Annotated in this window: 18 protein-coding genes; 10 read left to right on the top strand and 8 right to left on the bottom strand. The window is 65.6% G+C overall.

The genetic code is table 11. From position 1 onward, the window contains the following. Positions 1-14: 14 nt before the first annotated feature. Together tdh and ACCQ15_RS05115 are read right to left on the bottom strand one after the other, a co-directional pair. Entirely contained in the window at positions 15-1,049 is a 1,035-nt protein-coding gene (gene tdh, locus ACCQ15_RS05110; protein WP_008571638.1) for an L-threonine 3-dehydrogenase, read from the bottom strand. A 277-nt stretch (positions 1,050-1,326) separates the two neighbouring features. After that, positions 1,327-3,750 (bottom strand): TonB-dependent receptor, encoded by a 2,424-nt coding sequence (locus ACCQ15_RS05115; RefSeq protein ID WP_372381276.1) that lies wholly within the window; start codon positions 3,748-3,750, stop codon positions 1,327-1,329. A 106-nt stretch (positions 3,751-3,856) separates the two neighbouring features. Between ACCQ15_RS05115 and ACCQ15_RS05120 the strand changes: the two genes are divergently transcribed. From ACCQ15_RS05120 to ACCQ15_RS05165, 10 genes are all read left to right on the top strand, one after another. Beyond that, complete coding sequence (locus tag ACCQ15_RS05120) at positions 3,857-5,944, top strand: phosphocholine-specific phospholipase C (RefSeq protein WP_372381277.1); 2,088 nt, start codon at positions 3,857-3,859, stop codon at positions 5,942-5,944. Positions 5,945-6,181: 237 nt separating this feature from the next. After that, a complete protein-coding gene (locus ACCQ15_RS05125; protein WP_372381542.1) occupies positions 6,182-8,266 on the top strand; it encodes a S46 family peptidase in 2,085 nt (694 codons plus the stop codon). A 91-nt stretch (positions 8,267-8,357) separates the two neighbouring features. Beyond that, positions 8,358-9,002, top strand: a complete 645-nt coding sequence (locus tag ACCQ15_RS05130) for a histidine phosphatase family protein (protein ID WP_218492951.1) — start codon at positions 8,358-8,360, stop codon at positions 9,000-9,002. 328 nt (positions 9,003-9,330) lie between these two features. Beyond that, positions 9,331-10,629, top strand: a complete 1,299-nt coding sequence (folC, locus tag ACCQ15_RS05135) for a bifunctional tetrahydrofolate synthase/dihydrofolate synthase (protein ID WP_372381278.1) — start codon at positions 9,331-9,333, stop codon at positions 10,627-10,629. Positions 10,630-10,696: 67 nt separating this feature from the next. After that, entirely contained in the window at positions 10,697-11,731 is a 1,035-nt protein-coding gene (locus ACCQ15_RS05140; RefSeq protein ID WP_372381279.1) for an SPOR domain-containing protein, read from the top strand. A gap of 213 nt (positions 11,732-11,944) precedes the next feature. Then, positions 11,945-12,691 carry a CvpA family protein gene (locus ACCQ15_RS05145; protein ID WP_008571630.1) on the top strand — a complete coding sequence of 249 codons (747 nt, stop codon included), beginning with the start codon at positions 11,945-11,947 and terminating at the stop codon, positions 12,689-12,691. A 30-nt stretch (positions 12,692-12,721) separates the two neighbouring features. Further along, positions 12,722-14,188, top strand: coding sequence for an amidophosphoribosyltransferase (purF, locus tag ACCQ15_RS05150; RefSeq protein WP_008571628.1), 1,467 nt, complete (start codon positions 12,722-12,724; stop codon positions 14,186-14,188). 174 nt (positions 14,189-14,362) lie between these two features. Continuing rightward, positions 14,363-15,208, top strand: coding sequence for a ferritin-like domain-containing protein (locus tag ACCQ15_RS05155; RefSeq protein WP_014089506.1), 846 nt, complete (start codon positions 14,363-14,365; stop codon positions 15,206-15,208). A gap of 568 nt (positions 15,209-15,776) precedes the next feature. Beyond that, a complete protein-coding gene (locus ACCQ15_RS05160; RefSeq protein ID WP_011346573.1) occupies positions 15,777-17,030 on the top strand; it encodes a zinc-dependent metalloprotease in 1,254 nt (417 codons plus the stop codon). 134 nt (positions 17,031-17,164) lie between these two features. Further along, entirely contained in the window at positions 17,165-17,584 is a 420-nt protein-coding gene (locus ACCQ15_RS05165; protein WP_071117307.1) for a hypothetical protein, read from the top strand. A 182-nt stretch (positions 17,585-17,766) separates the two neighbouring features. Here ACCQ15_RS05165 and lpxH read toward each other — a convergent pair whose 3' ends face one another. The 6 genes from lpxH to phoR form a co-directional block, all read right to left on the bottom strand. Then, positions 17,767-18,510, bottom strand: a complete 744-nt coding sequence (lpxH, locus tag ACCQ15_RS05170) for a UDP-2,3-diacylglucosamine diphosphatase (RefSeq protein WP_008571623.1) — start codon at positions 18,508-18,510, stop codon at positions 17,767-17,769. A gap of 504 nt (positions 18,511-19,014) precedes the next feature. Further along, positions 19,015-19,575 (bottom strand): phosphatase PAP2 family protein, encoded by a 561-nt coding sequence (locus ACCQ15_RS05175; RefSeq protein ID WP_372381281.1) that lies wholly within the window; start codon positions 19,573-19,575, stop codon positions 19,015-19,017. Beyond that, positions 19,556-20,692 carry a glycosyltransferase family 4 protein gene (locus ACCQ15_RS05180; protein WP_136732519.1) on the bottom strand — a complete coding sequence of 379 codons (1,137 nt, stop codon included), beginning with the start codon at positions 20,690-20,692 and terminating at the stop codon, positions 19,556-19,558. The genes ACCQ15_RS05175 and ACCQ15_RS05180 overlap by 20 nt, the downstream gene beginning before the upstream one ends. Before the next feature lie 225 nt (positions 20,693-20,917). Continuing rightward, positions 20,918-22,438 carry an exopolyphosphatase gene (gene ppx, locus ACCQ15_RS05185; protein ID WP_008571425.1) on the bottom strand — a complete coding sequence of 507 codons (1,521 nt, stop codon included), beginning with the start codon at positions 22,436-22,438 and terminating at the stop codon, positions 20,918-20,920. A 178-nt stretch (positions 22,439-22,616) separates the two neighbouring features. Continuing rightward, positions 22,617-24,719, bottom strand: coding sequence for a polyphosphate kinase 1 (ppk1, locus tag ACCQ15_RS05190; protein WP_008571427.1), 2,103 nt, complete (start codon positions 24,717-24,719; stop codon positions 22,617-22,619). Positions 24,720-24,831: 112 nt separating this feature from the next. Further along, complete coding sequence (phoR, locus tag ACCQ15_RS05195; protein WP_011346580.1) at positions 24,832-26,160, bottom strand: phosphate regulon sensor histidine kinase PhoR; 1,329 nt, start codon at positions 26,158-26,160, stop codon at positions 24,832-24,834. Positions 26,161-26,198: the final 38 nt, after the last annotated feature.

Below are 26,198 nucleotides of genomic sequence, written 5' to 3' on the forward strand. Positions count from 1 at the left end.
GCAGTGTCAGCCGATCAATTCCAGCTCAGCACGACCTTGCCGGCCTTGCCTTCTTCCATCAGGTCGAAGCCCTTCTGGAAATCGTCGATCGGCAGCTGATGGGTCAGCACCTTGTGCAGCGGAAAACCCGACAGCACCAGCTGCGTCATCTTGTACCAGGTCTCGTACATCTTGCGGCCGTAGATGCCCTGCACGGTGAGGCCCTTGAAGATGATCTTGTCCCAGTCGCAACCGGCGCCACGCGGCATGATGCCGAGCATGGCGATCTTGCCGCCGTGGTACATGCAATCGAGCATATCGTTGAACGCACGTGGGTTGCCGCTCATTTCCAGGCCCACGTCGAAGCCTTCCATGTGCAGGTCGGCCATGACGTCCTTGAGCGAGGTCTTGGAGACGTTGACCACGCGCGTGGCCCCCATGTCGGCCGCCAGCTTGAGGCGGAAATCGTTGACGTCGGTGACCACCACATTGCGCGCACCGATGTGCTTGCAGATGCCGGCGGCAATGATGCCGATCGGGCCGGCGCCGGTGATCAGCACGTCCTCGCCGATGACGTCGAATTCCAGCGCGCAGTGCGCGGCGTTGCCGTAGGGGTCGAAGAACGCGGCAAGCTCGGACGGAATCTGGTCCGGGATCGGCCACAGGTTGCTGGCCGGCATCACCATGTATTCGGCGAAAGCGCCGTTGACGTTGACACCGATCCCGACCGTGTTGGGGCACAGGTGCGGACGGCCGCCACGGCAGTTGCGGCAATGGCCGCACACGATGTGGCCTTCGGCCGACACCCGCTGGCCGACCTGATAGCCGGTCACAGCCGAACCGAGCTCGGCCACGCGGCCGACGAATTCATGACCGATGGTCAGGCCCGGCCTGATCGTGCGCTGGCTCCACTCGTCCCACAGGTAGATGTGCAGGTCGGTGCCGCAAATGGCGGTCTTTTCCAGCTTGATCAGCACCTCGTTGGGGCCGGGCGTCGGCACTGGCACCTGTTCCAGCCAGATGCCCTTGTTCGCTTCGCGCTTGACCAGCGCCTTCATCGTCTGCGCCATCTGGCGGAACCTGCTGAGTGAAAGTAAGCCGGCGATTATAGGCGTCGCGGCCTGTATGCCATGCGGCGGTGCGGGAATGGACGTGATGCCGCCCTGGATCCACGGTGGGGTGGGGCAGGGCCGGTCCGGCCCGTGCCCGTTGCGAAGAAGCTGGCACCTAGGCGCAGGATGAGAGCCACGCTCCAGACCTGCCGCCGCCTGCCAGGGCTAGCGCGTTGGCCAAACGGCAGGCGTGCGTCATCGGCGCCAGCACCGCTCCAATGCTTGTCAGCCGCGCCTAGAACTTCACATCCAGGCTCATGAAGTACTGCCGCGGTGCGCCGACCACCATGGTCTGGTTGTAGCCATCCGGATCGGAGGCGACATAGCCGTTGGTGCCGGTGCTGGCGAAGTAGCGCTTGTCGGTGATATTGCTGATGTTGAGCGCCAGCGCCACATCGGCCACCCCGCCGACACGGCCGAAGTCGTAACGTGCCCCGGCATTGAACAGCCAGTAGGACGGCACCTGCGAATCGTTGAGGAAGGTGATGTAGCGCTTGTCCACGTACTTGCCGTCCAGATCCAGGCGCAGGTTGCCGATCTGGTAGCTGGCGCTGGAAGAGAACATCAACGCCGGGATGCCCACCACGTCCTTGCCGGAGGTGGCGACCACGCCGTTGTTGAGGTAATCGTCCTGGTAACGCGAGCGATTCCACGACAACGAGTTCAACCAGCTCACTCCTTCGGTCGGGCGCCACATCAGTGCCAGATCCGCGCCGGCGCTGTGCACCGCACCGACGTTGCTCAGGATCGAGGCGCAGGTCTGCACCGCGGTGCACGGCGAGGTGGTCAGCAGGCGGTTGGAGAACTTGGTGAAATAGGCGTCGGCCGAGAGCTGGAACTGCGCATCCTGCACGCGGTAACCCACCTGCACGGTCTGCGATTGTTCCGGTTCCAGCGTGGAGCGGCTGCGGTCGAACGCCGCCTGCGAGGTGGCGAACGGGGTGAAGCCGAACGCCGCGATGTTCTTGCTGTAGGACGCGTACAGGTCCTGGCGTTCGTCGAGCTTGTAGTTGATGCCCACCTGCGGCAGGAAATTATCTTCGGCGCGAATGCGGCCTTGCGCCAGTGCGGTGGTCGGCACCAGCGATTGTGCGCGCGTGGTGGTGCTGAGCGCCTTTGCGCCGTAGTTGAGGGTCAGACGGTCGTCGAGCAAGCGCACGGTGTCCTGTAGATACAGCATGCGGGTCTGGGTGGTGTAGCGCTGCAGGAAGTCGCGACGGAACGGGGTCTGTGCCTCGTATACGTTGTACAGCGAGGTGTAATCTTCGTTACCAAGCGCGAAGTAATTGCGGCCCTGCGTGGTGCGCGCGTTTTCTGCCCATGCGCCCACTTCCAGGTCGTGGTTGCCCCACGACCATTTCAATGCGCTGGTACCGCCGAAGCGGTCCAGGCCGTAGTCGGTGGTGCGCATCGACAGCGGCATCTGTGCGGAGGTGGGCACATACGGTGTCACCCATTGGCCTTCGCCACGATTGCCGTGGTAATAGCCGCTGGCATCGAGCGTGGCGCCGCCGAACACGAACGTGCCCGACAGGCCTGCCAGGTTGTCGCGACGCAGTCCGCCGCCAGCGTAATAGCTGGCGTCGAGCCAGCTGTAGTCGCTGGGCAGACCGGCCAGCGATTGCGGGTAGCCGTTGGCCACGCCGCTGGTGGCCCCGGTGTTCTGGTAGGCGCGCGCCATCTGCACGGCGGTGGCCCAATCCGGTTGCAGGTAATCGTAGTCCCAGCCGAGCGCGCGCTGGCTGGTCAACGACAGATCCATGTAGTCGTATTCCTTGCGCCGCGAGGTATCGACGAACAGGCTCAGGCGGTTGCCGTCGCCCCACTGGTACACCGTCTTGAGATTGGCCTGTTCGGATGTCTGATCGCCATAGCCCTTCCATTTGTCGGTGCTGGCATTGGCATACGACAGATACGCCGACAACCCATCGCGATCGCCGGTGTCGGCGCGCACGAAGGTGCGGCGCGTTGCATCGCTGCCCACCGTCTGCACCAACCGTGCGCCAGGCGTGGTCTGCGGGTCGGCCGAGTAGAACTGCATGGTGCCGCCGAGATTGGTGTTGGACGCAGTGCCTAGTGCACCGGCGCCTTGCGCAATTTCCACCGAACCGAGGTTTTCCGAAATGATGGCGCGCGTAATGTGCAGGCCATTGGTCACGCCATAGCTCATGTTGCCCAGTGGAATGCCGTCGAGCGTGTAACCCAGGCGGCTTTGGTCGAAGCCATGCAGGGTCACCTGCGTGGACCATTCGTAGGTGCCGAATGGATCGGCGGACTGGAACTGCACGCCAGGCAGTTTTTCCACTGCCTTGAATGCGCTGCTGCCGGGCGTCAGCTGCTCGATGTCCTGCTGGCTGATGCGTTGCACCTGGCGCGTGCTGCCTTGCGACACCACATTGATTGCATCCAGTTGCGTTGCATTGGCGGCGTCGGCCACAGGTGTCGCTGCCTCCGCTGCCGGAGCAACGGCAACCGGCTCAGCCGGCGACGCGGCCTGCGAAACGACGGGAAGCAGCGTTGCCAGGGCAAGCGCCAGCGGTGTGACATGAAAGCGACGAGCGGAAGTCATGGGGGAGTCCTGTTCGGCCACGGCTGAGGGCGGACGCACGGTGCAAAGCCGGCGTTTCGCGACGCAGGGTGTCAACGGCTCATGAAACATTGATGACGATCGCTGTCGCAAAACTGTAGCGCTCGCCCGCTATACGTGTCGTGTCCAACCGCGCTGCGCGGTGAAAAAAGCACCATTTTTTGCAGGTTCTGCCGCCATGACCTCTTCCTCTTCCTCTTCGCGTCGCGATTTCCTCAAGCGCGTCGCTGCGCTCACTGCTGCCGGCGCCTTGCCGTCTTCGATCGGCCGTGCGCTCGCGCTGCCGGCCAACGCGCGGACCGGCACGTTGCGCGATCTCGAACATGTGGTGATCCTGATGCAGGAAAACCGCTCGTTCGATCATTATTTCGGCGCGCTACGTGGCGTGCGTGGCTTTGGCGATCCGCGCGCGCTGCAACTGCGCGATGGCCATCCGGTATGGAGTCAACCCACGTCCGATGGACGACGCTTGCTGCCGTTCGCGTTCGATTCGCAAAATACCTGCGCGCCCTTGATCAAGAGCCTGGATCATTCCTGGAAGGCCGGTCACGGGCAGGACCCGGCACGCTGGGCCGAATACGATGCGTGGGTGCCGTACAAGGGGGAATTGACGATGGGATACTTCCAGCGTCACGACATCCCGTACTACCACGCGCTGGCCGACGCGTTCACCATCTGCGACGGCTATTACTGCTCGCTGCACGGGCCGACCAATCCCAATCGCATGTATCTGTTCACCGGTACCAGCGGCCCAAGCGTGGGCAACGTCGGCGCGCAGGCGGTGACCAATGCCGACGATGGCAACTGGACCGCCGACATGGCGCGCGACAAGCCCGGCTACGCTGCACTGCAGTGGACCACGTACGCGCAGCGTTTGCAGGCTGCCGGCGTGGACTGGCGCGTGTATCAGGAATACGACAACTTCGGCTGCAACTCGCTGGCATACTTCTCGCACTATCGCGATCTACGCACCGACGACGAACGGTACCGGCGTGCACGTGCGTGCGTGCCCGGGTCCACCGCGGACAATGCCGCCACCACCCAGGCCGAGCATCTGGTCGCCGCGATCGCTGCCGATGTGCAGGCCAATCGCCTGCCGCAGGTGTCGTGGGTCATCCCGCCCACCGCGTACTGCGAACATCCCGAAGCGCCGCCTGCCTATGGCGAGTCGCTGGTGGCGCGTCTGATCGATGCGCTCACCGCCAATCCCGAGGTGTGGGCCAAGACGGCACTGATCATCAATTACGACGAGAACGACGGCTTCTTCGATCACGTGCCCGCGCCGTTGCCGGCAGTGGACGCACGCATGGGGCGCAGCAATGTCGACACGCGTGGCGAGGTCTACGATGGCGTGCCGATCGGCCTGGGCATTCGCGTGCCGATGCTGGTGATCTCGCCGTGGACGCGTGGTGGCTGGGTCAACTCGCAGGTGTTCGATCACACCTCGGTCCTGCGTCTGCTGGAACGCCGCTTCGCGGTGGCCGAGCCGAACATCAGCCCATGGCGGCGTGCAGTCAGTGGCGATCTCACCAGCGTGTTCGACTTCCGCAAACCGGACGATTCGGCGTTGAGCGCATTGCCGTCGGTCGAGGACTATCGCGCACGTACCGCTGCCGTGCGCGACAAACCGCTACCGTCTGTGCCTGCCGCCGCAGCGATGCCGCGGCAGGAACCTGGGCAACGGCCGGCGCGCGCATTGCCGTATGCCTTGCAGGTGCATGCACGCGTGCAAGAAGGCGCCCCCGTGCAGTTGCAGTTCGTCAACAGCGGCGCGGCGGCCGCGGCGTTCAATGTCTACAGCAGCGCGGCCAGTGGCGGCCCCTGGTATTACACGGTGCTGCCCGGCACGCAGCTGGAGGATGCGCCGGTTGGGGCCACGCACGCGGGTGCATACGCCTTGCGCGTGCACGGGCCGAATGGCTTCTTGCGCGAGTTCGCCGGGCAGGTGCCAAGTGCCTCTGCGCCATCGGCCGCGCCATGGGTGGAGGCGCGGCAGGAGGGCGACGCCTTGGTGCTGGAAATCGGCAATGCCGGGCAGCGCGCCTGCACCGTGCAGCTGCGTGCGCTGGACTACGCAGACCCAGATGCGCGCACCTTGCCGCTGGCCGCAGGTCAGCGCGAGACCATTCGCCTGGCGCTTGCCGCCAGCGATCACTGGTACGACCTGGTGGTGGAACAGCCGGGCAGCGCGTTCCGCCGCCGGCTGGCCGGGCATCTGGAAACCGGCAGGCCCAGCCGCAGCGACCCCGCGTTCGGCCGCGTCTAGGCGGGCGCCCGGCCGCGGTAGCTGCAGGCGAACCGCGGGCGCCTGCTGTGCGGCACACGTGCGTGCGTGGGGAAAGGGCGCGCGCCGATCCTGTCATCGGTCATGGGTTTGCCAGCAGACGTTGGCGTTACACTGTAACGACACTAACCCTTGGGGCTGTCGATGCGTCCGAACCTGTTCGCTGTTTCCGTGCTGGCCACGCTGGCTGTCGTTTCGTCTGCACAGGCGGGCGAGGGGATGTGGGTTCCACAACAGCTGCCCGAGATCGCCGGGCCCCTCCAGCAAGCAGGCTTGCGGCTTTCGCCGCAGCAGCTGGCCGACCTGACCGGCGATCCGATGGGCGCCGTGGTCGCCCTGGGTGGTTGCACCGCCAGCTTCGTCTCGCCGCAGGGTCTGGTCGTCACCAACCACCACTGTGCCTATGGCGCGATCCAGCTCAACTCCACCGCGCAAAAGAACCTGATCAAGGACGGGTTCAACGCTGCACGTCCCGCCGACGAGCTCAGCGCAGGTCCCAGTGCGCGTATCTACGTGCTTGATGCCATTACCGACGTCACGGCACCGGCAAGGGCAGCGATGGCCACTGCAGGCGACGATGCGCTCAAGCGCACGCTGGCCCTGGAGGATTTCAGCAAGCAACAGATCGCGTCCTGCGAAGCGCAGCCCGGTTACCGCTGCCAGTTCTTCAGTTTTGCCGGGGGCAACGCCTACCGGTTGTTCAAGAACCTGGAGATCAAGGATGTGCGCCTGGTCTATGCACCGCCCGGCAGCGTGGGCAAGTTCGGCGGCGACATCGACAACTGGATGTGGCCGCGCCACACCGGCGATTTCTCGTTCTATCGCGCCTATGTCGGCAAGGACGGCACGCCTGCTGCCTACGCCAAGGACAATGTGCCCTATCAGCCCAAGCACTTCCTGAAGTTCGCCGACCAGCCGCTGGGCGCTGGCGACTTCGTGATGGTGGCCGGCTATCCGGGCCGCACCAATCGCTACGCGCTGGCTGCCGAATTCGACAACACCGCTAGCTGGACCTACCCGGTGGTCGGCCAGCAATTGAAGGACGTGATCGGCCTGATCGAACAGGCAGGCAAGCAGGATCCCGACATCCAGGTGAAATACGCTAGCACCGTCGCCAGCCTCAATAACTCCGCCAAGAACTTCGACGGGCAACTGGAAGGTTTCAAGCGCATCAATGCGCAGGCCACCAAGCAGGCCGACGAAGCGGCCGTGCTGGCCTGGCTCAAGGGGCGGGGTGCGAGCGGGCGTAATGCGCTTGCCGCGCACGACACCTTGGTCAAGCTGCTCAAGCAGACCCAGGCCACGCAACAGCGCGACTTCGTGCTGCGCCAGTTCGACTCCACCGGCACGGTGGGTGCCGCGGTGACGCTGTACCGGCTGGCGCTGGAGCGTGCCAAGCCCAATGCGCAACGCGAATCCGGGTACCAGGACCGCGACCTGCCGTCGATCGAAGCGACGATGAAGCAGATGGAGCGCCGTTACGTGCCGGCCATGGATCGTCAGCTGCAGCAGTACTGGCTCAGCCAGTACCTGAAGCTGCCGGCCAACCAGCGCATCGCCGCGCTGGACCAGTGGTTGGGCGGTCGCGATGCGGCGGCCGTGCAGGCGGCCGTGGGCAAGCTCGATGGCACGGCGTTGGGGAGCACGCAAGCGCGGCTGACGTGGCTCACCGCCGACCGGGCCGCCTTCGAAGCCAGCACCGACCCGGCGATCCAGTACGCCGTGGCGGTGACACCGGCCCTGTTGCAGATCGAGCGCGAGGACAAACTGCGTACCGGCGAGCAGCTCAAGGCGCGGCCGGTGTATCTGCAAGCCCTGGCCGACTACAGGAAGAGCCGGGGCGAATCGGTCTATCCGGATGCCAACCTGTCGCTGCGCATCACCTTCGGCAACGTCAAGGGCTACGCCCCGAAAGATGGCGTGGCCTACACACCGTTCACCACGCTGGAAGGGGTGGTCGCCAAGGAGACCGGCGCCGATCCGTTCGATTCGCCCAAGGCCCTGCTGGATGCGGTCAAGGCCAAGCGCTACGCCGGGCTGGAGGACAAACGCCTGGGCTCGGTGCCGGTCAATTTCCTGTCGGACCTGGACATCACCGGCGGCAACTCCGGTTCGCCGGTGATGGACGCGCAGGGCAAGCTGGTCGGCCTGGCGTTCGACGGAAATTGGGAGTCGGTGAGCAGCAACTGGATCTTCGACCCGGCAATGACCCGCATGATTGCCGTGGACAGCCGCTATCTGCGCTGGATCATGACCGAGGTCGCTCCGGCGCCACAGCTGTTGAAGGAGCTCGGCGTGCGCTGACGCCGGCGCCGGCGCGGGGGCGGCAGGGGTTATCATGCGGTCCCGTTTTCGCTGCGGCGAGCGGGCCCCTCCCCCAAGGAACTCCCAGCGCATGCGCATCCTGCTTGCTCGTCACGGCGAGACGCCGTGGAACGCCGAAGGCCGTTACCAGGGCCAGATCGATATTCCGCTTTCGCCGGTCGGCGAAGGCCAGGCGCGCGCATTGGGCGAACGGCTGCACACGCTGCAGATCGACCGAGCGGTGGCATCGCCGTTGTCGCGTGCGCAGGCCACTGCCAAGGCCGCGTTGGGCGCGTCGCGTCAAGCGCTGCTGCAGACCGATGCCGATCTGCAGGAAATTGCGCACGGCGAGTGGGAGGGCCTGCTGGCCAGCGAGATCAACGACAAGGATCCCGCACGCCTGCGCGCCTGGCGCGAAGAGCCCGATACCGTGTTGATGCCGGGTGGCGAGTCGCTGCGTCAGGTGCTGGACCGCAGCTGGCGCGGCCTGGTGCGCGCCGCCGATGGGTTGGGCGCGCACGACACCTTGCTGGTGGTTGCGCACGATGCGGTCAATCGCGTGATCCTGTGCAAGATCCTGGGCCTGCCGTTGTCCAAGCTATGGAGCTTCCGCCAGGCCCCGACCACGCTGAACCTGCTCGAAGGCGATGACGTGGAGCATCTCGAAGTGGTGCGCCTCAACGACTGTGCGCATCACACACCGTTCTTTGGTGAGGCAAAGCATCGGGCGTTGTAAGGCGAGGCAAGGACGCTGTATCGCCAATGACACGCCATGTCGTTGCAGGTGCCAAAATGCCGAACGTCGTTGATACACGCTTGCAGGTTTGGGTGAGTTGGTGGAACAGGCCTCGGTGCGGTTGCGTAGTCAACGCTCCGTGTCGGGGCTGCGTCTTGGGGTGATCGCTAAACGTCCTGGGATGCGCTGGTGACGGCGTTCGCACCATGCGCGATCAACCGAGCTGCGTCGTACTAACCAAGCACGCGCGATACATCCAACACCGACGTGGCGTGCGTTGCGCAAGCGCAAATGGCGATAATGTGCCCCTCTCTGCGCAGCCCTCCCCATGAACGCAACCGACTCCCTCTCCGCCTGGCTCGCCTATATCGAGCAGCAGCATCCCAGTGCCATTGCGATGGGCCTGGAGCGTGTGCGCGCGGTTGCGGCGCGGTTGCAGCTTGCCGCGCCGGCCACGCATGTCATCGTCGTGGGTGGGACCAATGGCAAGGGCTCGACGGTGGCCTTCATCGAGGCGATCGGGCGTGCTGCCGGCTGGAAGGTGGGGGCCTACACATCGCCGCATCTGCTGCGCTACAACGAGCGCGTGCGCATCGATGGCGAAGAGGCCAGCGACGCGCAGCTGGTCGACGCGTTTGCAGCGGTCGAAGCAGCACGCGGCGACACCGCGTTGACCTATTTCGAGTTCGGTACGCTGGCGGCGCTGTGGTTGTTTCAGCAGTCGGCGCTGGAGTTGGCGGTGCTGGAAATCGGCCTGGGCGGGCGCCTGGATGCGGTCAACATCGTCGATTCGGATGTGGCGGTGATCACCACGGTCGATATCGACCACACCGACTGGCTGGGCGAGGACCGCGAGGCCATCGGCGCCGAGAAGGCCGGCATCATCCGCGCCTGGAAGCCGGTGGTGCTGGGCGAGATCGATCCGCCGTCCAGCGTGCTGCGTCGCGCCTACCAGCTGGGTGCCAATGCCATCCGTGCCGGCAGCGATTATTTCTTCGAGCCGATCGACACACGGCACACCGAGAGCCCGCAATCCGACGCGCCGCGCTGGCGCTGGCGCGATGTGGCAGTGACGTTGGAACTGCCGATGCCGGCACTGCGTGCGCCGGTGCAGCTGGCCAACGCCGCTGCCGCGATCGCCGCGTTGCAGGCATTGCCGGTGGAAGTGCCCGACGCGGCCTGGGCGCAGGGCATCGGCAACGCGCAAGTGGCCGGGCGACTGCAGCGGCTTGAGGTCAATGGCGTACAGGTACTGCTGGATGTCGGACACAACCCGCAGGCCGCACGCGCGCTGGCCGCCGCGCTCGGTACGCAGGCGCATGCCGGCCGCACCTATGCGATCTACGCCGCATTGGCCGACAAGGATGTGCTGGGCGTGGTGGAGGCAGTGGCTGGGCAGATCGACCACTGGGCGCTGGCGGGGCTGGAAGGCGCGCGCGGCCAATCGGCGCAAGCATTGCATGCCCGTCTGCAAGGCAGTGCCGCCGCGCACGCGCCGTGTCATCGCGATGTTGCCAGTGCAGTGCGCGCGGTCCTGGACAGGGCCAGCCCCGGCGACCGCGTGCTGGTGTTCGGCTCGTTTCACACCGTGGCCGACGCGCTCGACGCACTTCATTCAGCCCGCTGAGGTCGTCGGGGTGGCGCCGGCCTTATAATCGCCGCGGCACCCCGCCACGCCGCCTCTCGTCTCTTCCGTGGATACTGCTCTGAAACAGCGACTGATTGGCGCCATCGTTCTGGTGGCGCTTGCCGTGATCTTCGTGCCGATGCTGGTCAAGGGCCCCGCGCCGTCGAGCGGTGTGGCCGATGTACCGCTCGAGGCGCCCGCAGCGCCCGCCAATGGCGAGTTCGAAACCCGCGAATTGCCGCTGGTCACTCCGGGCAATGCGCCGGCCGGTGGGGCGCTAGGCATGGCCGGTGCGCCGGCGCCGGTGCAGAACAACCCCGATGCCGCCGATCTGGCCGCTCCGTCCAGCACGCCCTCGGCTCCGGAAGTGGCTGCCGGCAACTACGCAGTGAATTTTGGTGCATACGCCACCAGCGCCGACGCCGACGCGGTGATTGCGCGGCTCAAGCAGGCGCAATTGCCCGGCTTCAGCGAAAAGACCCAGATCAACGGCCGCCCCGCCTGGCGCGTGCGCGTGGGGCCGTATGCCGACCAGGCGCAGGCCGAATCGGCCCGGCTGCAGGCAGTGAAGGTACGCAGCGACGTCAACGCCCAGGTGGTGACGTTGGACGCCAACGCCGCCGCGCCGGCGCCTGTCGCCAGCGCACCGGCGCCTGCGCCTGCCGTCAAACCCGGCAGCAGCGTCGCCGCCGCCAGCACCACCGCACCGACAAAGACCGAAAGCCTGCCGCCGGAGCCCGCCAAACCGGTGGCCGCCGCGCCCAAGCCGGCCGAGGTGGCCAAGCCCGTGCCGGCCAAGCCTGAGGTCACCAAGCCCGCCCCCGCCAAGCCGGTGGCCACCGCGCCGGCAGCGCCTGCGGCCAGTGCGGTCGGGTTTGCAGTGCAGCTGGGCGCGTTCGGTCGTGCCGAAGATGCCGATGCCTTGCGCGACCGCGTGCGCGCCGCCGGCTTCAGTGCCTTCGTCGAACAGGTGCGGACCGACAAGGGCGCGTTGAACCGCGTGCGCGTCGGCCCGGTCGCCAATCGCAGCGATGCCGAACAGTTGCGTGCCCAGGTGGCAGCCAAGGTCGGTATCTCCGGCATGGTGCGTCCGCATCCGTAACCGCCATGCCGGCCGCAAGCAAACGCGGCCGCCGCGCAGGTGGCAGCCGCTCGTACACTGCACTGCCGGCGGACCGTCACGTGTCTGCCAACTGCCTGCACTGCGCGCCTGCAGCTGCTGGATTTTCCAACGCCTCGCACCCATGGAGGGGAGGGCAATGACGACCGAGCCCCATTGCATTCACGGCGCGCGCGCCACGCGGAGAGGTTGCCCATGATCGACATGGTGCTGGGCGTCATCATTCTGGTGTCAGCCCTGTTGGGCTTGTTGCGCGGCTTTGTGGCCATCGTGGTGGGTACGTTGTCATGGTTGCTGGCCGGCTGGGCCACCTTCATGTTCGGCGGCGCGGCCGCGCGCTGGCTGGCCGATGGCAAGCATCCGTCTGCGACCGAATCGTTCGGCGGCTACGCCATGGTGTTCGTCGGTGTGCTGATCAGCGTGGCGGTGATTGGCATGGTGATCCGCGCGGGCGTGGATGCGATCAAGCTCGGCGGCACCGACCGCATGCTCGGGTTCGGCCTGGGCGTGGTGCGCGGTGCGTTTCTGGCCAGCGTGCTGGTGCTGCTGATGGGCTTCACCCCGCTGCCGCGCGAGCCGGCATGGCGCCAGTCGGTGCTGCTGCCCATGCTGCAGCCGGGCGCGGGCTGGATGCGGGCACAACTGCCGGCCTGGCGAATGCCATCGATGGAGATGCCATCAATGGAACTCGGCAACTTGCCCACGGAGTTGGGGAAGTTGCCTTCGGCAGGCGATAATACGGACCTGGGCAAGGCACTTGGCGGTTCCGGGCTGAGCGACACCATCACCCGTGCGCTTGGCAACCCCGGCAAGACGGCTGGCGACGGACGCGATCCGACGCAGGCGATGCCGGCCAACATCGATCCGGCGCAGGTTCGCGGCGGAGAAAGCGACCCGGCTCGGGTCGAATCCCAAGGCCAGGCACGGCCACCTTCACAGTAACGGCGCAAGCCGAAGCGGAGAACGCGCACCATGTGTGGCATCGTCGGTATTGTCGGCAACCAGAACGTCGCCGGGCAGCTGTATGACGGCCTGACCGTCCTGCAGCATCGTGGGCAGGACGCCGCGGGCATCGCGACCGCAGATGGCACGCGCCTGCGCGTGCAGAAGGCCAACGGCCTGGTGCGCGACGTCTTCGACGAAAAGAAGATGGCGGTGCTGGAAGGGCGCGTCGGCATCGCCCATTGCCGCTACCCGACCGCAGGCTCGGAAGGCATGGACGAGGCGCAGCCGTTCTACGTCAATTCGCCCTACGGCATCGCGCTGGCGCACAACGGCAACCTGATCAACACCGAGGCCTTGCGCCAGCAGGTGTTCGAAGCCGACCGCCGCAACATCAATACCGATTCGGACAGCGAAGTGCTGTTGAACGTGTTCGCCTACGAGCTGGACGCGCAGCGCATGCTCACCCCTGAAGCGGCGATCCGCGCGGTGGCCGGCGTGCACCGCCGTTGCAAGGGCGGTTATGCGGTGGTCAGCGTGGTGCTGGGCCTGGGCCTGGTGGCGTTCCGCGACCCGCACGGCATCCGCCCGCTGGTGCTGGGCAAGCGCGAACACGCCGAAGGCACCGAATACATCGTGTCCTCCGAGTCGGCAGCGCTGGATATCCTCGGCTACCAGCGGATGCGCGATGTGCGCCCGGGCGAAGCGCTGGTGATCACCGCGCGCGGCGAGCTGTTCTCGGAAGTCTGCGCCGCACCGACCAACAACGCGCCGTGCATTTTCGAGTACGTGTATTTCGCGCGCCCCGATTCGATGATCGACAACATCTCGGTGCACAAGGCGCGCATGCGCATGGGCCTGAAGCTGGGCGAAAAGATCCTGCGCCTGCGACCGGACCATGACATCGACACCATCATTCCGATCCCGGACACTTCGCGCGATGTGGCGCTGGAGATGTCCAATGTGCTCGGCGTGAAGTACCGCGAGGGCTTCGTCAAGAATCGCTACGTGGGCCGCACCTTCATCATGCCGGGGCAGGGCGAACGGCAGAAATCGGTGCGCCGCAAGCTCAATCCGATCCACCTGGAATTCCGTAACCGTGTGGTGCTGCTGGTGGACGATTCCATCGTGCGCGGCACCACCAGCCGGCAGATCGTGCAGATGGCGCGCGATGCCGGTGCGCGCAAGGTGTACCTGGCCTCGGCCGCGCCGCCGGTGCGTTACCCCAACATCTACGGCATCGACATGCCGGCGGCCGAAGAGCTCATCGCACATGGCCGCAGCGAGCTGGAAATCCAGGAGTTTCTGGGCTGCGACTGGCTGATCTACCAGGATCTGGAAGACCTGGAAGTGGCGGTGCGCGAGGGCAACCCGGACATCAAGCAGTTCGATTCCTCGTGCTTCAACGGCGAATACATCACCGGCATCGAGCCGGGGTATTTCGAACGCATCCAGCAGCTGCGCTCGGACGATGCCAAGAAGCGTCGCCGCGCCTGAGTCACCGAACCAGGGCGGCCGATTGGCTGTGCTGGTTGGCGAGTGGAGAGTGTCGGCGGGGTGCGGCAAACAAAACACCGCAGCTATCGACACGCTCGATGAAGCGCGCCTGCGCAACGGGCAGCTACCTGCGGCCGAACGTGTGCAAGCGCAGTGGGTTTCTGCAGCGCGCCAGTGCCCCGTGCGGCCAACGGCGTGAGCAGCGATCCGTTCGCAAGCGCGGATCTGTTCGACGCTGCGCGGCTGTGCCTGGACCAGGCCGACCCGCGACAGAAAGTCGCGCTGACCCAGCACTACGCGGCCGCCTTTCGCGAAGGCGTCTTGACGCTCGATCCGGCAGCGCCTGCGCCTGCGCCGATCCGTATGCCAGGCCGTCCGGCCACGCCACTGCTGGTGCATCCGCGCCACTTGCCGCGCCGTGGACTGGGCACGCCGGAAGGGCGCGCTGCGTTTATCCATGCCATTGCGCACATCGAACTCAACGCCATCGATCTGGCCTGGGATGCGGTGTATCGCTTTCGCGGGCTTCCCGCGGCGTTCTATGCCGATTGGGTCGCGGTCGCCGACGATGAATCGCGCCACTTCATGCTGCTGCGCGCACGATTGCAGGCGCACGACCACGACTACGGCGATTTCGCCGCGCATAACGGGCTGTGGGAAATGTGTGAGAAGACTGCACACGACGGCCTGGCGCGCATGGCCCTGGTGCCGCGCGTGCTCGAAGCGCGCGGCCTGGACGTGACACCGGCGATGATCGTCAAACTCCGTTCGCTCGGCGACGCTGCCACTGCCGAGGTGCTCGAAACCATCCTGCGCGAAGAGGTGGCGCACGTGGCCGCCGGCTCGCGTTGGTACCGGTGGTATTGCGAGCAGGCCGGTGTCGAGCCGCGCGCACGCTTCAAGGCGCTGCTGCGCGAATACGCTGGCGGGTATCTGCATGGGCCGTTCAATCTGCAGGCGCGCCTGCTCGCCGGTTTCGACGAGGACGAGCTGGCCGACCTGGTGGAGCAGGCTGGCTGAGCGTGCCTGCACGGGAGCTGCGAATCTGCGTTCGTGACCTGTACTGTGAATCTACCTGACGCATGCGTGCGCGGATTCCAGTGACGCCACACACGCCGCGTCACGCGCCACAGCTTGGAGCGCACCTTCACGTCATGGCCGATGAGGCGGGCATCCATGCACGCGATGCCATGCATGACGACCTGGCGTCACTCGCCATCTGCACCGACGCCGACGCAGCGGTGTCCACGACACAGGCGAGGATCGACGAAGCCAATCGCTGGGCGGACGCAATCGGGTCCATGTGCATCGATCCATAGGGCGACGCAGGATCGCCGTATTGTCCGTGAAGACGGCTTGTGCTCGTTTGACACGCGGCTTCAGCACGCGCTCTTTCAGTACGACTGTGCGTTGGTTCCCGTTCGAGAGCTGCTGGAATCGCATCCAGGGATTGGTAAACATCACAGAAACATAATTTTCCGTTGCAACAACTTGCATTCTGTGCAGTGCCACGCGCCCTAATGGCGTCCCGGGGACAGGGGGCCGGTGTTTCACATCCGTAACTTTCATGTCTTAGGAGAGAAAGACGATGAAGTCGAAGTCGATGTGCACCACGGTCGGTCTGATTGCCATGTGCCTGGCCGGCTCGGCCGCCGCTGCCGGCAAGCCGTTGTATCAAACCGGCCCTGCGCTGAGCCGCAGTGCCACCGCCACCGCTGCAGCCGAACCTTCGCTGCAACGCCTGTTGAGCGCCCCGTCCACTGCCAACGCGCAGGTGGTTCAGCTCGATGCCGGCGCGGTGACCGCCTCGGAAAAATTGCTGGAGCTACAGCTGGATGGCCAGACCATCACCGCCACCCAGGCCAAGGTCGATGCCCTGGAGGGTGGCGACAGCGTCTGGTACGGCAACCTCGGGCCGCGTGCCGGCACCCGCGCACGCACGCTCTCGGGCGTGGACCCGCTGAACTCGGCCATCTTGGTGCGCAGCGGCGACACCGTGACCGGCACGATTCGCTACGCCGGCAAGCTCTATCGCCTGCGTCCGCTGGCCGATGGCCGCCACGTGCTGGTGCAGGTGGATGAGCAGCGCATGCCGCAGGAGCATCCGGCCGAATACAGCCTGCTGCCGAAGTTCGACATGCCCGGCGACGGACGCGTGACTGCCGCTGCTGCCTCATCAGGTAGCCCGGCCACCATTCGCGTGCTCGTGGTGGCCACCAACAAGGCCGTGACCGCTTACGGCGGCAACATGCAGTCGCTGGTGCAACTTGCGGTGGCCGAAGCCAACCAGGGCTACATCAACAGCAACGTGGGTATCACCTTGCAGCTGGCGCGCTACGAGACCACCAGCTACACCGAGACCGGCAACTTCACGACCGACCTGCAGCGTTTCCGCGTGACCAACGACGGCTACATGGACAGCATCCACACCAGCCGCAACACCTACACGGCCGATGTGGGAGTCATCGTGCTGGACAACAGCAGCTACTGCGGCCTGGCGTCGGGTATTGGCTCTAACGCCGCGAGCGCATTTGCGTCGGTGTACTGGGATTGCGCCACCGGCTACTACAGCTTCGCTCATGAAATCGGGCATCTGCAAAGCGCACGCCACGACGCCACCAACGACCCGAGCACCTCGCCGTATGCGTATGGCCACGGCTACCGCTACGGCAACAGCTGGCGCACCATCATGGCCTACGACTGCACCAGCGGTTGCCCACGCCTGAACTACTGGTCCAACCCCAACATCAGCTACAACGGCGTGCCCATGGGCAATGCCAGCACCGCCGACAACCAACGCGTGCTGGTCAATACCAAGGCCACGATTGCGGCCTTCCGTTGAGCGGTTGTTGACCGATCCAAGCCCGGCCCGGCACCGCAAGTGCCGGGCGTTTTGGCTACACCCGCGCGCATGGATCGCGCAGACTAGGCGCACCGCCGGTGACTGCCGGCCTTGTCCTGTCGAGCGGAGCCCTCATGTCCACGTCTCTGCGTCATGCGCTTGTGTTCCTGGCCGCGCTGACGGTTGTCGGATGCAAGCAGCAACCGGCCGACCCTGTCGCCACGCAACCCAAACCTGCCGTGAGCGCACCGGCGCCACCCCCCGGCGGCGACGCGCAGGCCCGCGCACTGCAGGCGCTCGAAAGCCGCTTGCAGGGCGACAAGGTGTACCCGGATAACTGCATCAGCATCATGGCCGAGGACGGCGATGCGCCTGCGCCGGACACGTTCGATTTTGCGGTGCGCGAACGCCATGGCGACGGCTGCCCCGGCGACCCGCAGACCAGCCCGGTACGCGACCGTTTCCGCGTACAGGCCGATGGCACGCTGCTGTGGTACGACGTGGTGAATGCCGATTTCGTCGACTACGCCGAGCGTGCGCGAAGCCTGCAGTGATGCGGTGCGGTCATTGATTGGCACGCTCGACGATGCTGCGTGCCTCGATCGGCAAGCGCTGCCGATCCATGGTTGCATCGCCGCGTGTCTGTGGCGTCAGGCGCGCTTTCGATCTTGCTGCGTGCCTTGAATGCAGCACCGCGTCGCTGCGCCTGCCATGGCAGGCGCGTGGATCTGCCGCGCTATAACGCCAACTGCTCCAGCGACACGCCATCGGCATCCACGCGCAGGACCGATCCTTGCTCGTACCAGTCGCCCAGCACGATGCGCGTGCAGGTGTTGCCGCCGGCCTGCAAGGTGTGGATGGCAGGGCGATGGGTGTGGCCGTGGATCAGCCGATCCAGCCCGTAACGCACGAAGGTGGCTTCCACTTCGGCCGGCGAGACATCGGTGACGGTTTCGAAGCGCGACTGGTCGCCCTGTTTGAGTTCTGCATGCCGCGCCTGGCTGGCAGCGCGCGCCTGCTGCGCGAACGCGACGCGTGCGGCCAGCGGCTGGGCCAGGAACTGCGCCTGGAACACCGGGTCGCGCGTCTGCGCGCGGAAGGCCTGGTAGGCCGTGTCGTCGGTGCACAGCAAATCGCCGTGCATCAGCAGCGTGGTGTGCCCATACAGATCGATGACGGTGGGGTCGGGCAGGATCCGGAAGCCCGCGCGCTGCGCATAGGTTTCGCCTACCAGGAAGTCGCGGTTGCCTGCCATGAAGAACACCGGCACCCCGGAATCTGCCACTGCATGCAGGGCCACCGCCACTGCATCGGCGGCGGTGGATGGGGTGTCGTCGCCGATCCAGGCTTCGAACAGATCGCCCAGGATGTAGAGCGCGTCGCTGCCGGGAACCTGCGTGCGCAGGAACTCCAGAAACAACTCGGTGATTGCCGGCCGGGCCGGATCCAGATGCAGGTCGGAAATGAACAGGGTCGTCATTGCGCCATTGTACGGCGGTAGAGCGGGGCGGGAATCGGGAATCGGGAATCGGGAATCGGGAATCGGGAATCGCAGAAGCATTGCAGCTTCGCGGCGATTGGTGTGCCAACTTGCAACGACGCCGCAGGCTGGCGATCGCCATTCAGACATCCTGCGGGTCGCACGCGCCGTGCGACATGCGCGTGGGTGGGCAACCTGCCGCCAGTTCACCGCGTACCGTCAGCGCAAGATCCCCTCTCCCTGCGGGAGAGGGGTGAGGGTACGGGGCGAAGCCACGCGCTGGAGTCGCAATTGCTGCGCTGGGGCTCTTTTCGGCGTTTGCGAAAACACCCATCGACGGCGAATGCATGAGGCCTCGCACGTACCCTCATCGGCCCTTCTCCCCCATAAAGGAGGACAATGTCCCGAAGGGAGAAAGATGAGGCGAAGAGGCCTTGTTGCTGACTGGGCAGCGTCTTGGTACCTGTCCGTTTGCCGTTACGCTTACCTGTCAGCAAGCCGCCATCACGCAACCCCTAGCGCGTATCCCAACACCACCGGCAAGCCCCACAGCGACAGGCTGGCCAGCAGCACGCCGATCAGCGTGGCGGCCAGCACGTCGCTGGGATAATGCAGCCCTAGCACCACCCGCGAGAGCGCCACGCCGGCCGAAAACGGCACCAGCAAGGGGGCCAGCCAGGGGTAATAGGCCAGCGCCACGATGCTGAAGGACACCGCGTGCAAGGTATGGCCGGAGGGAAAGCTGAACTCGTCCAGCGGTGCCACCCACGCGCGAATACGCACGTCCGCCGCATATGGCCGCGGACGCCGGGTCCAGCGTTTGAGCGCCTTGTAGAGCGTCAATGCAAGCACGCCGGTGGCAGCCATGTGCGCCGATGCACGTACACCGTCCATGCCGTCGAGCACCACCAGCAACCCCATCAAGGCGTACCAGAACACGCCGTCGCCCAGGCGGCTGATGGTGGCGAAGACGCGCCGTACCGGGTGGCGTCGGCACCACAGATTGGCGCGTCGGCACCAGCGCGCTTCGTGACCGCGCAAGACCTCAAGCCGCGTTGACGACATAACGCCCCCGTGCAGCGCTGATTCCCAGCAACAAGGCTTCGAAGTCGCAGACCACATTGTCCGGATGCAATTTCTTCATCGCCTGCGCCGCCGCCGTGCCCATGCGCTGGCGCAGGGCGTCGTCTTCGGTGAGCGCGACGGCGGCCTGGATAAAGGCCTCGTCGGTGTCCACCGCCGCGCCGGTATGGCCGTTGCGCAGATATTCGCGGGCCGCGCCGTAATCGAAAGCGACCGTCGCCACGCCGCTGGCCATCGCTTCCAGCGTCACGTTGCCGAAGGTTTCGCTGCGGCTGGGAAACAGGAACAGATCGCCGCTGGCGAAGTGACGGGCCAATGCATCGCCACGCTGGACGCCGCAGAAGATGAAGTCCGGATTGTCGTGCGCAAGCTTCTCGCGCGCCGGGCCATCGCCCACCCAGACGAAGCGTGCCTTCGGGCGGATCTGCTGCAGTTTGCGAAAGGCGCGTACGGCCAACGGCAGATTCTTTTCGCTGGCGATGCGCCCCACATAGATGGCGGCAAAGCCTTCGCCTTCCATGCCCCAATCGGCGCGCAATGCGCAATCGCGACGGCTCGGATCGAATTGCTGGCTATCCACTGCCCGCGCCAGCAATTGCACACGCTCGAAGCCATCGTTGCGCAGGAACTGCTGCAGCTCGCGCGTGGGCACCAGGGTGGCATCGGCCTGGTTGTGGAAGCGCCGCATCCAGCGCAACGCGGTGCCCTGCAGCCAGGCAGCGCCGTAGTCGGGCAGGTATTCGTCGAAGCGGGTGTGGAAGCCGGTGGCGACCGGAATGCCGAGCCGGCGGGCTGCGCGCATTGCCGACCAGCCCAGGGGGCCTTCCGTGGCCACATAGATCGCGTCCGGCTGCGTGCTGCGCCAATGACGGACGAGGCGTTGCGTCGCCGGCAGGCCGAATTTCAATCCCGGGTAGCGCGGCAACGACGCGCCACGCACCAGTAGCGCATCGGTCGGGGCGGTATCGGCGCTCTGGCGTGGCCGCACCACATCCACCTGGTGTCCGCGCGTGCGCAGACCGGTTTCCAGACCGTGCACGGTCAACGCAACACCGTTGACCTCGGGGGGATAGGTTTCGGTAACGATCGCGTAGCGCATGCCCGTTCTCCCGTTTTGACTAGCTTCCGGGAGTGCGATGGCATTGATGTTGCGCTAGTAAGACGTGGCGGTGACAGGTGTGACGGGATTCGGGATTGGAGATTCGCAACAGCGAATTTCATCTTTTCGGCACGTACCCCACAACGATGCTGCTCTGGCTTTAAGCGAATCCCGAATCCCGAATCCCCAATCACCAATCACCAATCCCGCCTGCGGCCGCAGGCCTCAGGTCACAAACGGTTTGAACGCAATTCCCAGCCCGGCCATGCTGTCGACTTCGCCGATCAGGTCGGCGCGCAGCAGCGGGCGCGAGTCGATCCAGCTTTGCGACAGGATCAACGACAGCCGGGTGTCGTCGGCGGTGAGTTCCAGGGTCGGAATCGGGTCGGACTCATGCGCGCGGTGCAGCAACACCGCCAGTCGCAGCAGCGCAGCCTTGCGTCGGGTTGGCAGCAGCAGGCGGTCGGGCAGCGCATCGAAGGCGGTCTTGGGCACATTGCGCCGGTGCGTGCGTACCAGCGCCGCCAGCACCTGCTGTTCCTGTCGCGAAAAACCCGCGATATCCGAATGTTCCAGGATGTAGCTGCCGTGCACGTGGTACTGGCTGTGCGCGATGATCAGCCCCAGCTCGTGCAGGCGCGCGGCGCGGCGCAGCACCTGCGCATCGTCGCCATCCAGTTGCCAGGATTCGCAGACCTGGTCGAACAGGCGGCAGGCGGTCGCTTCCACGCGCTGCGCCTGCACTTCGTCGATGCCGTAGCGCTGCATCAGTGAGGTCACCGAACTGTCGCGCGGGTCGTTCTCGCCGCCGCGGCCAAGCATGTCGTACAGGATGCCTTCGCGCATCGCCGCCTTGCTGACCATCAGTTTCTCCAGCCCCAGCGCCTGGAACGCAGCCTCCAGCACCAGGATGCCACCGGCGATGATCGGCCGCCGTTCGGCCGCCAGGCCGGGCAGCTGGATGTCTTCGATACGCTTGGCCTTGAGCAACTCATCGCGCAGCGCCGGCAGCGCCTGCGCGGTGATCGCGCCCTTGGTCAGCTTCATCGCCGCGCACATCTCGCCGATGGCCTTGTGCGTGCCGGACGAGCCGATCGCCTCATGCCAGCCCAGTGCCTTGTACTGGCCGGCAAATTGCTGGAACTCGGCGCCGATCTCGGTCAGCGCGTCCTTCCATTTCTTCTTGGATAATTTGCCGCCGGGGAAAAACCGCCGCGTGCTGGCAATGCATCCGGCCTGCAGACTTTCGCGTTCCAGTGTCTGAAACCCGCGGCCGATGATGAACTCGGTCGAGCCGCCGCCGATGTCGATCACCAGCCGGCGTTGGTCGGGCTTGGGCGGTTGCGCATGCGCAACGCCCAGATAGATCAGGCGCGCTTCCTCGCGCCCGCTGACCACTTCGATCGCATGGCCCAGCGCGGTTTCGGCCGGCATCAAAAACGCCTGTGGCGAACGCAGCTGACGCACCGTGTTGGTCGCCAGCGCCCGCACGCGCAGCGAAGGCACGTCGCGAATGCGCTGGCCGAACCGCGCCAGGCATTCCAGTGCGCGCTGTCGTGCTTCATTGGAGAGCCCACCTTTGCCATCCAGGCCATCGGCCATGCGCACGGTCTCGCGCAGGCGATCGACGACGCGCAGCTGACCCATCAGGTAGCGCGCAATGACCATGTGGAAACTGTTGGAGCCTAGGTCGATGGCGGCAAGAAAATCGCCATCGCGCAGGGGCGGAATCGTGGGGGAGGGCATTGGCATGGCCGCATGGTAGCCGATGGGCTGTTGGCCACGTGAGGGGCCATGCGTGCGCCCAGCGGCAGGCGCACCAGATCTGCATTCGCAAGCGCGGCAAGCGGGCGGTCAATCGCCGTGATGGGCATGCCGCATGCCTGCGCAAGCGGCTTGCCACCTGGCGTGCGGCAGTGCGCGCTCAGATCCGCTCGAGCAAGGTCATCTGCGCCGAATGCGCCGGCTCGCCCGGGGCGGGCGTGCGCTTGTGGTACACGCCCTCGGCGTCCAGCTCCCAGGCGCTGACGTTGTCGTCCAGATAGTTCTGCAGCACTTCGCGGTAGATGCGCTTGGCCAGGTCCGGTTCCAGGATCGGGAAGCAAGTCTCCACCCGCCGCAGCAGATTGCGTTCCAGCCAGTCGGCACTGGCGCAGTACAACTCGGCGGCCCCGTCGTTGCCGAACCAGTACACGCGGCTATGTTCCAGAAAGCGGCCCACGATCGAACGCACGCGGATGTTGTCGGACACGCCTGGCACCCCGGGGCGCAGCGTGCAGGCCCCGCGCACGATCAGATCGATCTGCACCCCTGCCTGCGAGGCCATGTACAACGCACGCACCACCTGCGGTTCGTTGAGGGCGTTCATCTTGGCGATGATGCGGCCCGGGCGACCCTTGCGGGCCAGCCGTGTCTCGCGATCGATTCGCTTCAATACGCCCGCATGCAGCGTAAACGGCGACTGCAGCAACTGGTCCAGCTTCATGCGCGGCGCAAGTCCGGACAACTGCTGGAACAGCATGTGCACGTCGTTGCCGATCTCGGCATCGGCGGTGATCAGGCTGATGTCGGTATACAGGCGCGCGGTGCCGCTGTGGTAATTGCCGGTGCCCAGGTGCACGTAGCGTTTGAGCTTGCGGCCCTCGCGGCGCACGATCAGCAGCATCTTGGCGTGGGTCTTGAAGCCGACCACGCCGTAGACCACCTGCACGCCGGCTTCCTGCAGTTTGTCGGCCAGGCCCAGGTTGGCTTCTTCATCGAAGCGCGCACGCAACTCCACCACCACCGTGACGTCCTTGCCGTTGCGCGCGGCCAGAATCAGCGCATCGACAATCAACGAATCCTTGCCGGTGCGGTACAGCGTCTGCTTGATCGCCAGCACGTTCGGGTCGACCGCGGCCTGGCGGATGACATCCAGCACCGCGGTAAACGCATCGAAGGGGTGATGCAGCAATACATCGCCTTTTTTGACGATCTCGAAGATGCCCTCGCTGTCGCGCAAGGTGCGCGGATTGAACGAGGGATACTTGAGTTCGGGGCGCTGCACCAGGTCATAGACCTGGGTGACGCGGCTCAGGTTGACCGGCCCGGTGATGCGGTACACCGCGTTCTCGTTCAGGCCGAAATTCTGCAACAAGGTGCGCAGGATCGGCGCCGGGCAATCGTGCGCGATCTCCAGCCGCACCGCCGGACGGTAGCCGCGCGTGACCAGTTCATCGCGCAGCGCCAGTGCCAGGTTTTCGACTTCTTCCTCGTCCACCACCAGTTCGGAATTACGGGTGACGCGGAACTGGTACGAGCCCATCACCTGCATGCCCGGGAACAGCTCGTCGACGAATTCGGACAACACCGACGACAGGAAAACGAAGCTCTGCGTGCCCTCCGGCGACAGACTGGCCGGCAGCTGGATGATGCGCGGCAGCGAACGTGGTGCGCGCACGATGGCCAGATGCCCGGCGCGACCGAACGCGTCCTGGCCTTCCAGCACCACCACGATGTTCAAGGTCTTGTTGAGGATCTTCGGGAACGGGTGCGCCGGGTCCAGGCCCAGCGGCGACAGCACCGGCATGATCTCGTTGCGGAAATACGCACGCAGCCAGCGTTTCTGCCGCGCCGTCCATGCCGAGCGGCTGAGTACGGCAACGCCTGCGTCTTCCATCGCCGGCCGCAGCACCTCGTTCCACGCGTGGTATTGCTGCTCGACCAATTTTGCGGCGCGATCGTGCACGGCGTTGAGGATGGCGGTCGGGCTCAGCCCATCCGGTGCCGGCGGCAGCCCGAACTCCTGTGCGTGCCGCACCGTGGCCGCACGGATTTCGAAGAACTCGTCCAGGTTGGTGCACGAGATGCACAGGAAGCGCAGCCGTTCCAGCAATGGCACCTGCTCGTCGAGCGCCTGCGCCAGCACCCGGAAGTTGAAGTCCAGTTGCGACAGCTCGCGGTTGATGTACAGCGCCGGATCACGCAACGGATCGGTGGCGATGTCGTCGCCGGGTGTGATGTCGTGCAGTTCTTTGGCGTGGCCCATGGAATCGATCGTCAAGACGGGTTGTGTAATTGCCTGGGGCGCGCAACGCAGGCAATGCGGCGCGTGGCAGACGCGTCCATCGCAGCGCGCTGCGGCGCGCACTGACTACATATCACGCCGAGCGTGACAGTGGCACCGATTGCTCGCGCTGCACGACGCGCGCAGGCACGAAATGACACGAGAATTCGCTGCCGCGTCCCACTTCGCTTTCGATGTCCAGGCGCGCCTGATGCAGCCCCAGGATGTGCTTGACGATCGACAGCCCCAGCCCGGTGCCGCCGCTCTCGCGCGAGCGGCTGCTGGACACCCGGTAGAAGCGTTCGGTGATGCGCGGCAGGTGCGAGGCGGGAATGCCATAGCCGGTGTCGCGCACGGCCAGCGCCGCACCATCGCCTTCGCGCACGAAACGGATCGTCACCGTGCCGCCGCCGGGCGTGTAGCGCACCGCATTGGTCACCAGGTTGGAAAACGCACTGTGCAGCTCCTTGTTGGAGCCGAGCAGATCCACGCCGGCCTCGTCGATCACCTCCACGGTGTGGCGGCCCTGGCTGTGCGCCTCGGCCTCGCGGCGCAAGGTCGACAGCATCGGCGCCATCGCCACGTGTTCTTCGCCGAGTTCTTCCTGCGATTCCAGCCGCGACAGCGTCAGCAGGTCTTCGACCAGCTGCGCCATGCGCTGGGATTGCTTGCGCATTTCCGCCAGCATCGGACCCGAATCGGGGAAGTCTTCCGGGTCGAGCATGTCCAGATAACCGTGCACCACCGTCAGCGGGGTACGCAGTTCATGCGAGACGTTGGCCACGAAATCGCGTCGCACCTGTTCCAGCCGCAGCAGCTTGCTGACATCGCGCGCCACCAGCAGCCAGTAGTCGTCGGAGTAGGGGATCAGGCGCAGATTCAGGCGCAGATCCGGGTCTGCCGGCGAGGCGGCATCCAGCATCGGCTCGGCGTTGCGCCCGGCCGCCAGCCAATGCGCCAGCGGCAACGGCTGCAGCCGCTCCACGATCGACACGCCCATGTCGCCGGGATGGTGCAGGCCGAGCAAACCGCCGGCCGCCTTGTTGAACCACTGCACGCGCTGGCTGTTGCGATCCACGACCACCACTGCATCCGGCAGCGCCTGCGCTGCGGCGCGGTAGGTGCGCAACATTTCGATCAGGCGCCGCTTGCGCGCGCGCATTTCGTCCTGGCTGCGATACAGCAGCCGGTCCAGTTCGTTCCAGGCCCCGATTCCGGCCGCAGGCTCGGCACGCTGGCGTGCAGTCAGCCGCCGCAGCACCTGGCGCAGCCGCCAGTAATGCCAGGCCAGCACGCCCAGGGCGGTGAGCGTCAGCGCCATCCACACATGTCCGATCAGCACGCCGACGACGACGGCAGCGCCCAACAACAGCGCGAGGGTGCCGAGCGTCTTGAGCCAGGCGGAACGGATGTGTTGAGGCATGGAAGGCGTTACCACGAAGCGTCAGGTAGGCAGCCACC

The sequence above is a fragment of the Xanthomonas sp. NCPPB 1754 genome (assembly GCF_041475725.2).
In the GTDB taxonomy this organism is placed as follows: domain Bacteria; phylum Pseudomonadota; class Gammaproteobacteria; order Xanthomonadales; family Xanthomonadaceae; genus Xanthomonas; species Xanthomonas euvesicatoria.

What these genes read in the sequence shown, in the direction of transcription:
- tdh (WP_008571638.1), bottom strand. Translation starts at nt 1,049, where the DNA reads ATGGCGCAGACGATGAAGGCGCTGGTCAAGCGCGAAGCGAACAAGGGC.
- ACCQ15_RS05115 (WP_372381276.1), bottom strand. Translation starts at nt 3,750, where the DNA reads ATGTTTCATGAGCCGTTGACACCCTGCGTCGCGAAACGCCGGCTTTGC.
- ACCQ15_RS05120 (WP_372381277.1), top strand. Translation starts at nt 3,857, where the DNA reads ATGACCTCTTCCTCTTCCTCTTCGCGTCGCGATTTCCTCAAGCGCGTC.
- ACCQ15_RS05125 (WP_372381542.1), top strand. Translation starts at nt 6,182, where the DNA reads ATGTGGGTTCCACAACAGCTGCCCGAGATCGCCGGGCCCCTCCAGCAA.
- ACCQ15_RS05130 (WP_218492951.1), top strand. Translation starts at nt 8,358, where the DNA reads ATGCGCATCCTGCTTGCTCGTCACGGCGAGACGCCGTGGAACGCCGAA.
- folC (WP_372381278.1), top strand. Translation starts at nt 9,331, where the DNA reads ATGAACGCAACCGACTCCCTCTCCGCCTGGCTCGCCTATATCGAGCAG.
- ACCQ15_RS05145 (WP_008571630.1), top strand. Translation starts at nt 11,945, where the DNA reads ATGATCGACATGGTGCTGGGCGTCATCATTCTGGTGTCAGCCCTGTTG.
- purF (WP_008571628.1), top strand. Translation starts at nt 12,722, where the DNA reads ATGTGTGGCATCGTCGGTATTGTCGGCAACCAGAACGTCGCCGGGCAG.
- ACCQ15_RS05160 (WP_011346573.1), top strand. Translation starts at nt 15,777, where the DNA reads ATGAAGTCGAAGTCGATGTGCACCACGGTCGGTCTGATTGCCATGTGC.
- ACCQ15_RS05165 (WP_071117307.1), top strand. Translation starts at nt 17,165, where the DNA reads ATGTCCACGTCTCTGCGTCATGCGCTTGTGTTCCTGGCCGCGCTGACG.
- lpxH (WP_008571623.1), bottom strand. Translation starts at nt 18,510, where the DNA reads ATGACGACCCTGTTCATTTCCGACCTGCATCTGGATCCGGCCCGGCCG.
- ACCQ15_RS05175 (WP_372381281.1), bottom strand. Translation starts at nt 19,575, where the DNA reads ATGTCGTCAACGCGGCTTGAGGTCTTGCGCGGTCACGAAGCGCGCTGG.
- ACCQ15_RS05180 (WP_136732519.1), bottom strand. Translation starts at nt 20,692, where the DNA reads ATGCGCTACGCGATCGTTACCGAAACCTATCCCCCCGAGGTCAACGGT.
- ppx (WP_008571425.1), bottom strand. Translation starts at nt 22,438, where the DNA reads ATGCCCTCCCCCACGATTCCGCCCCTGCGCGATGGCGATTTTCTTGCC.
- ppk1 (WP_008571427.1), bottom strand. Translation starts at nt 24,719, where the DNA reads ATGGGCCACGCCAAAGAACTGCACGACATCACACCCGGCGACGACATC.
- phoR (WP_011346580.1), bottom strand. Translation starts at nt 26,160, where the DNA reads ATGCCTCAACACATCCGTTCCGCCTGGCTCAAGACGCTCGGCACCCTC.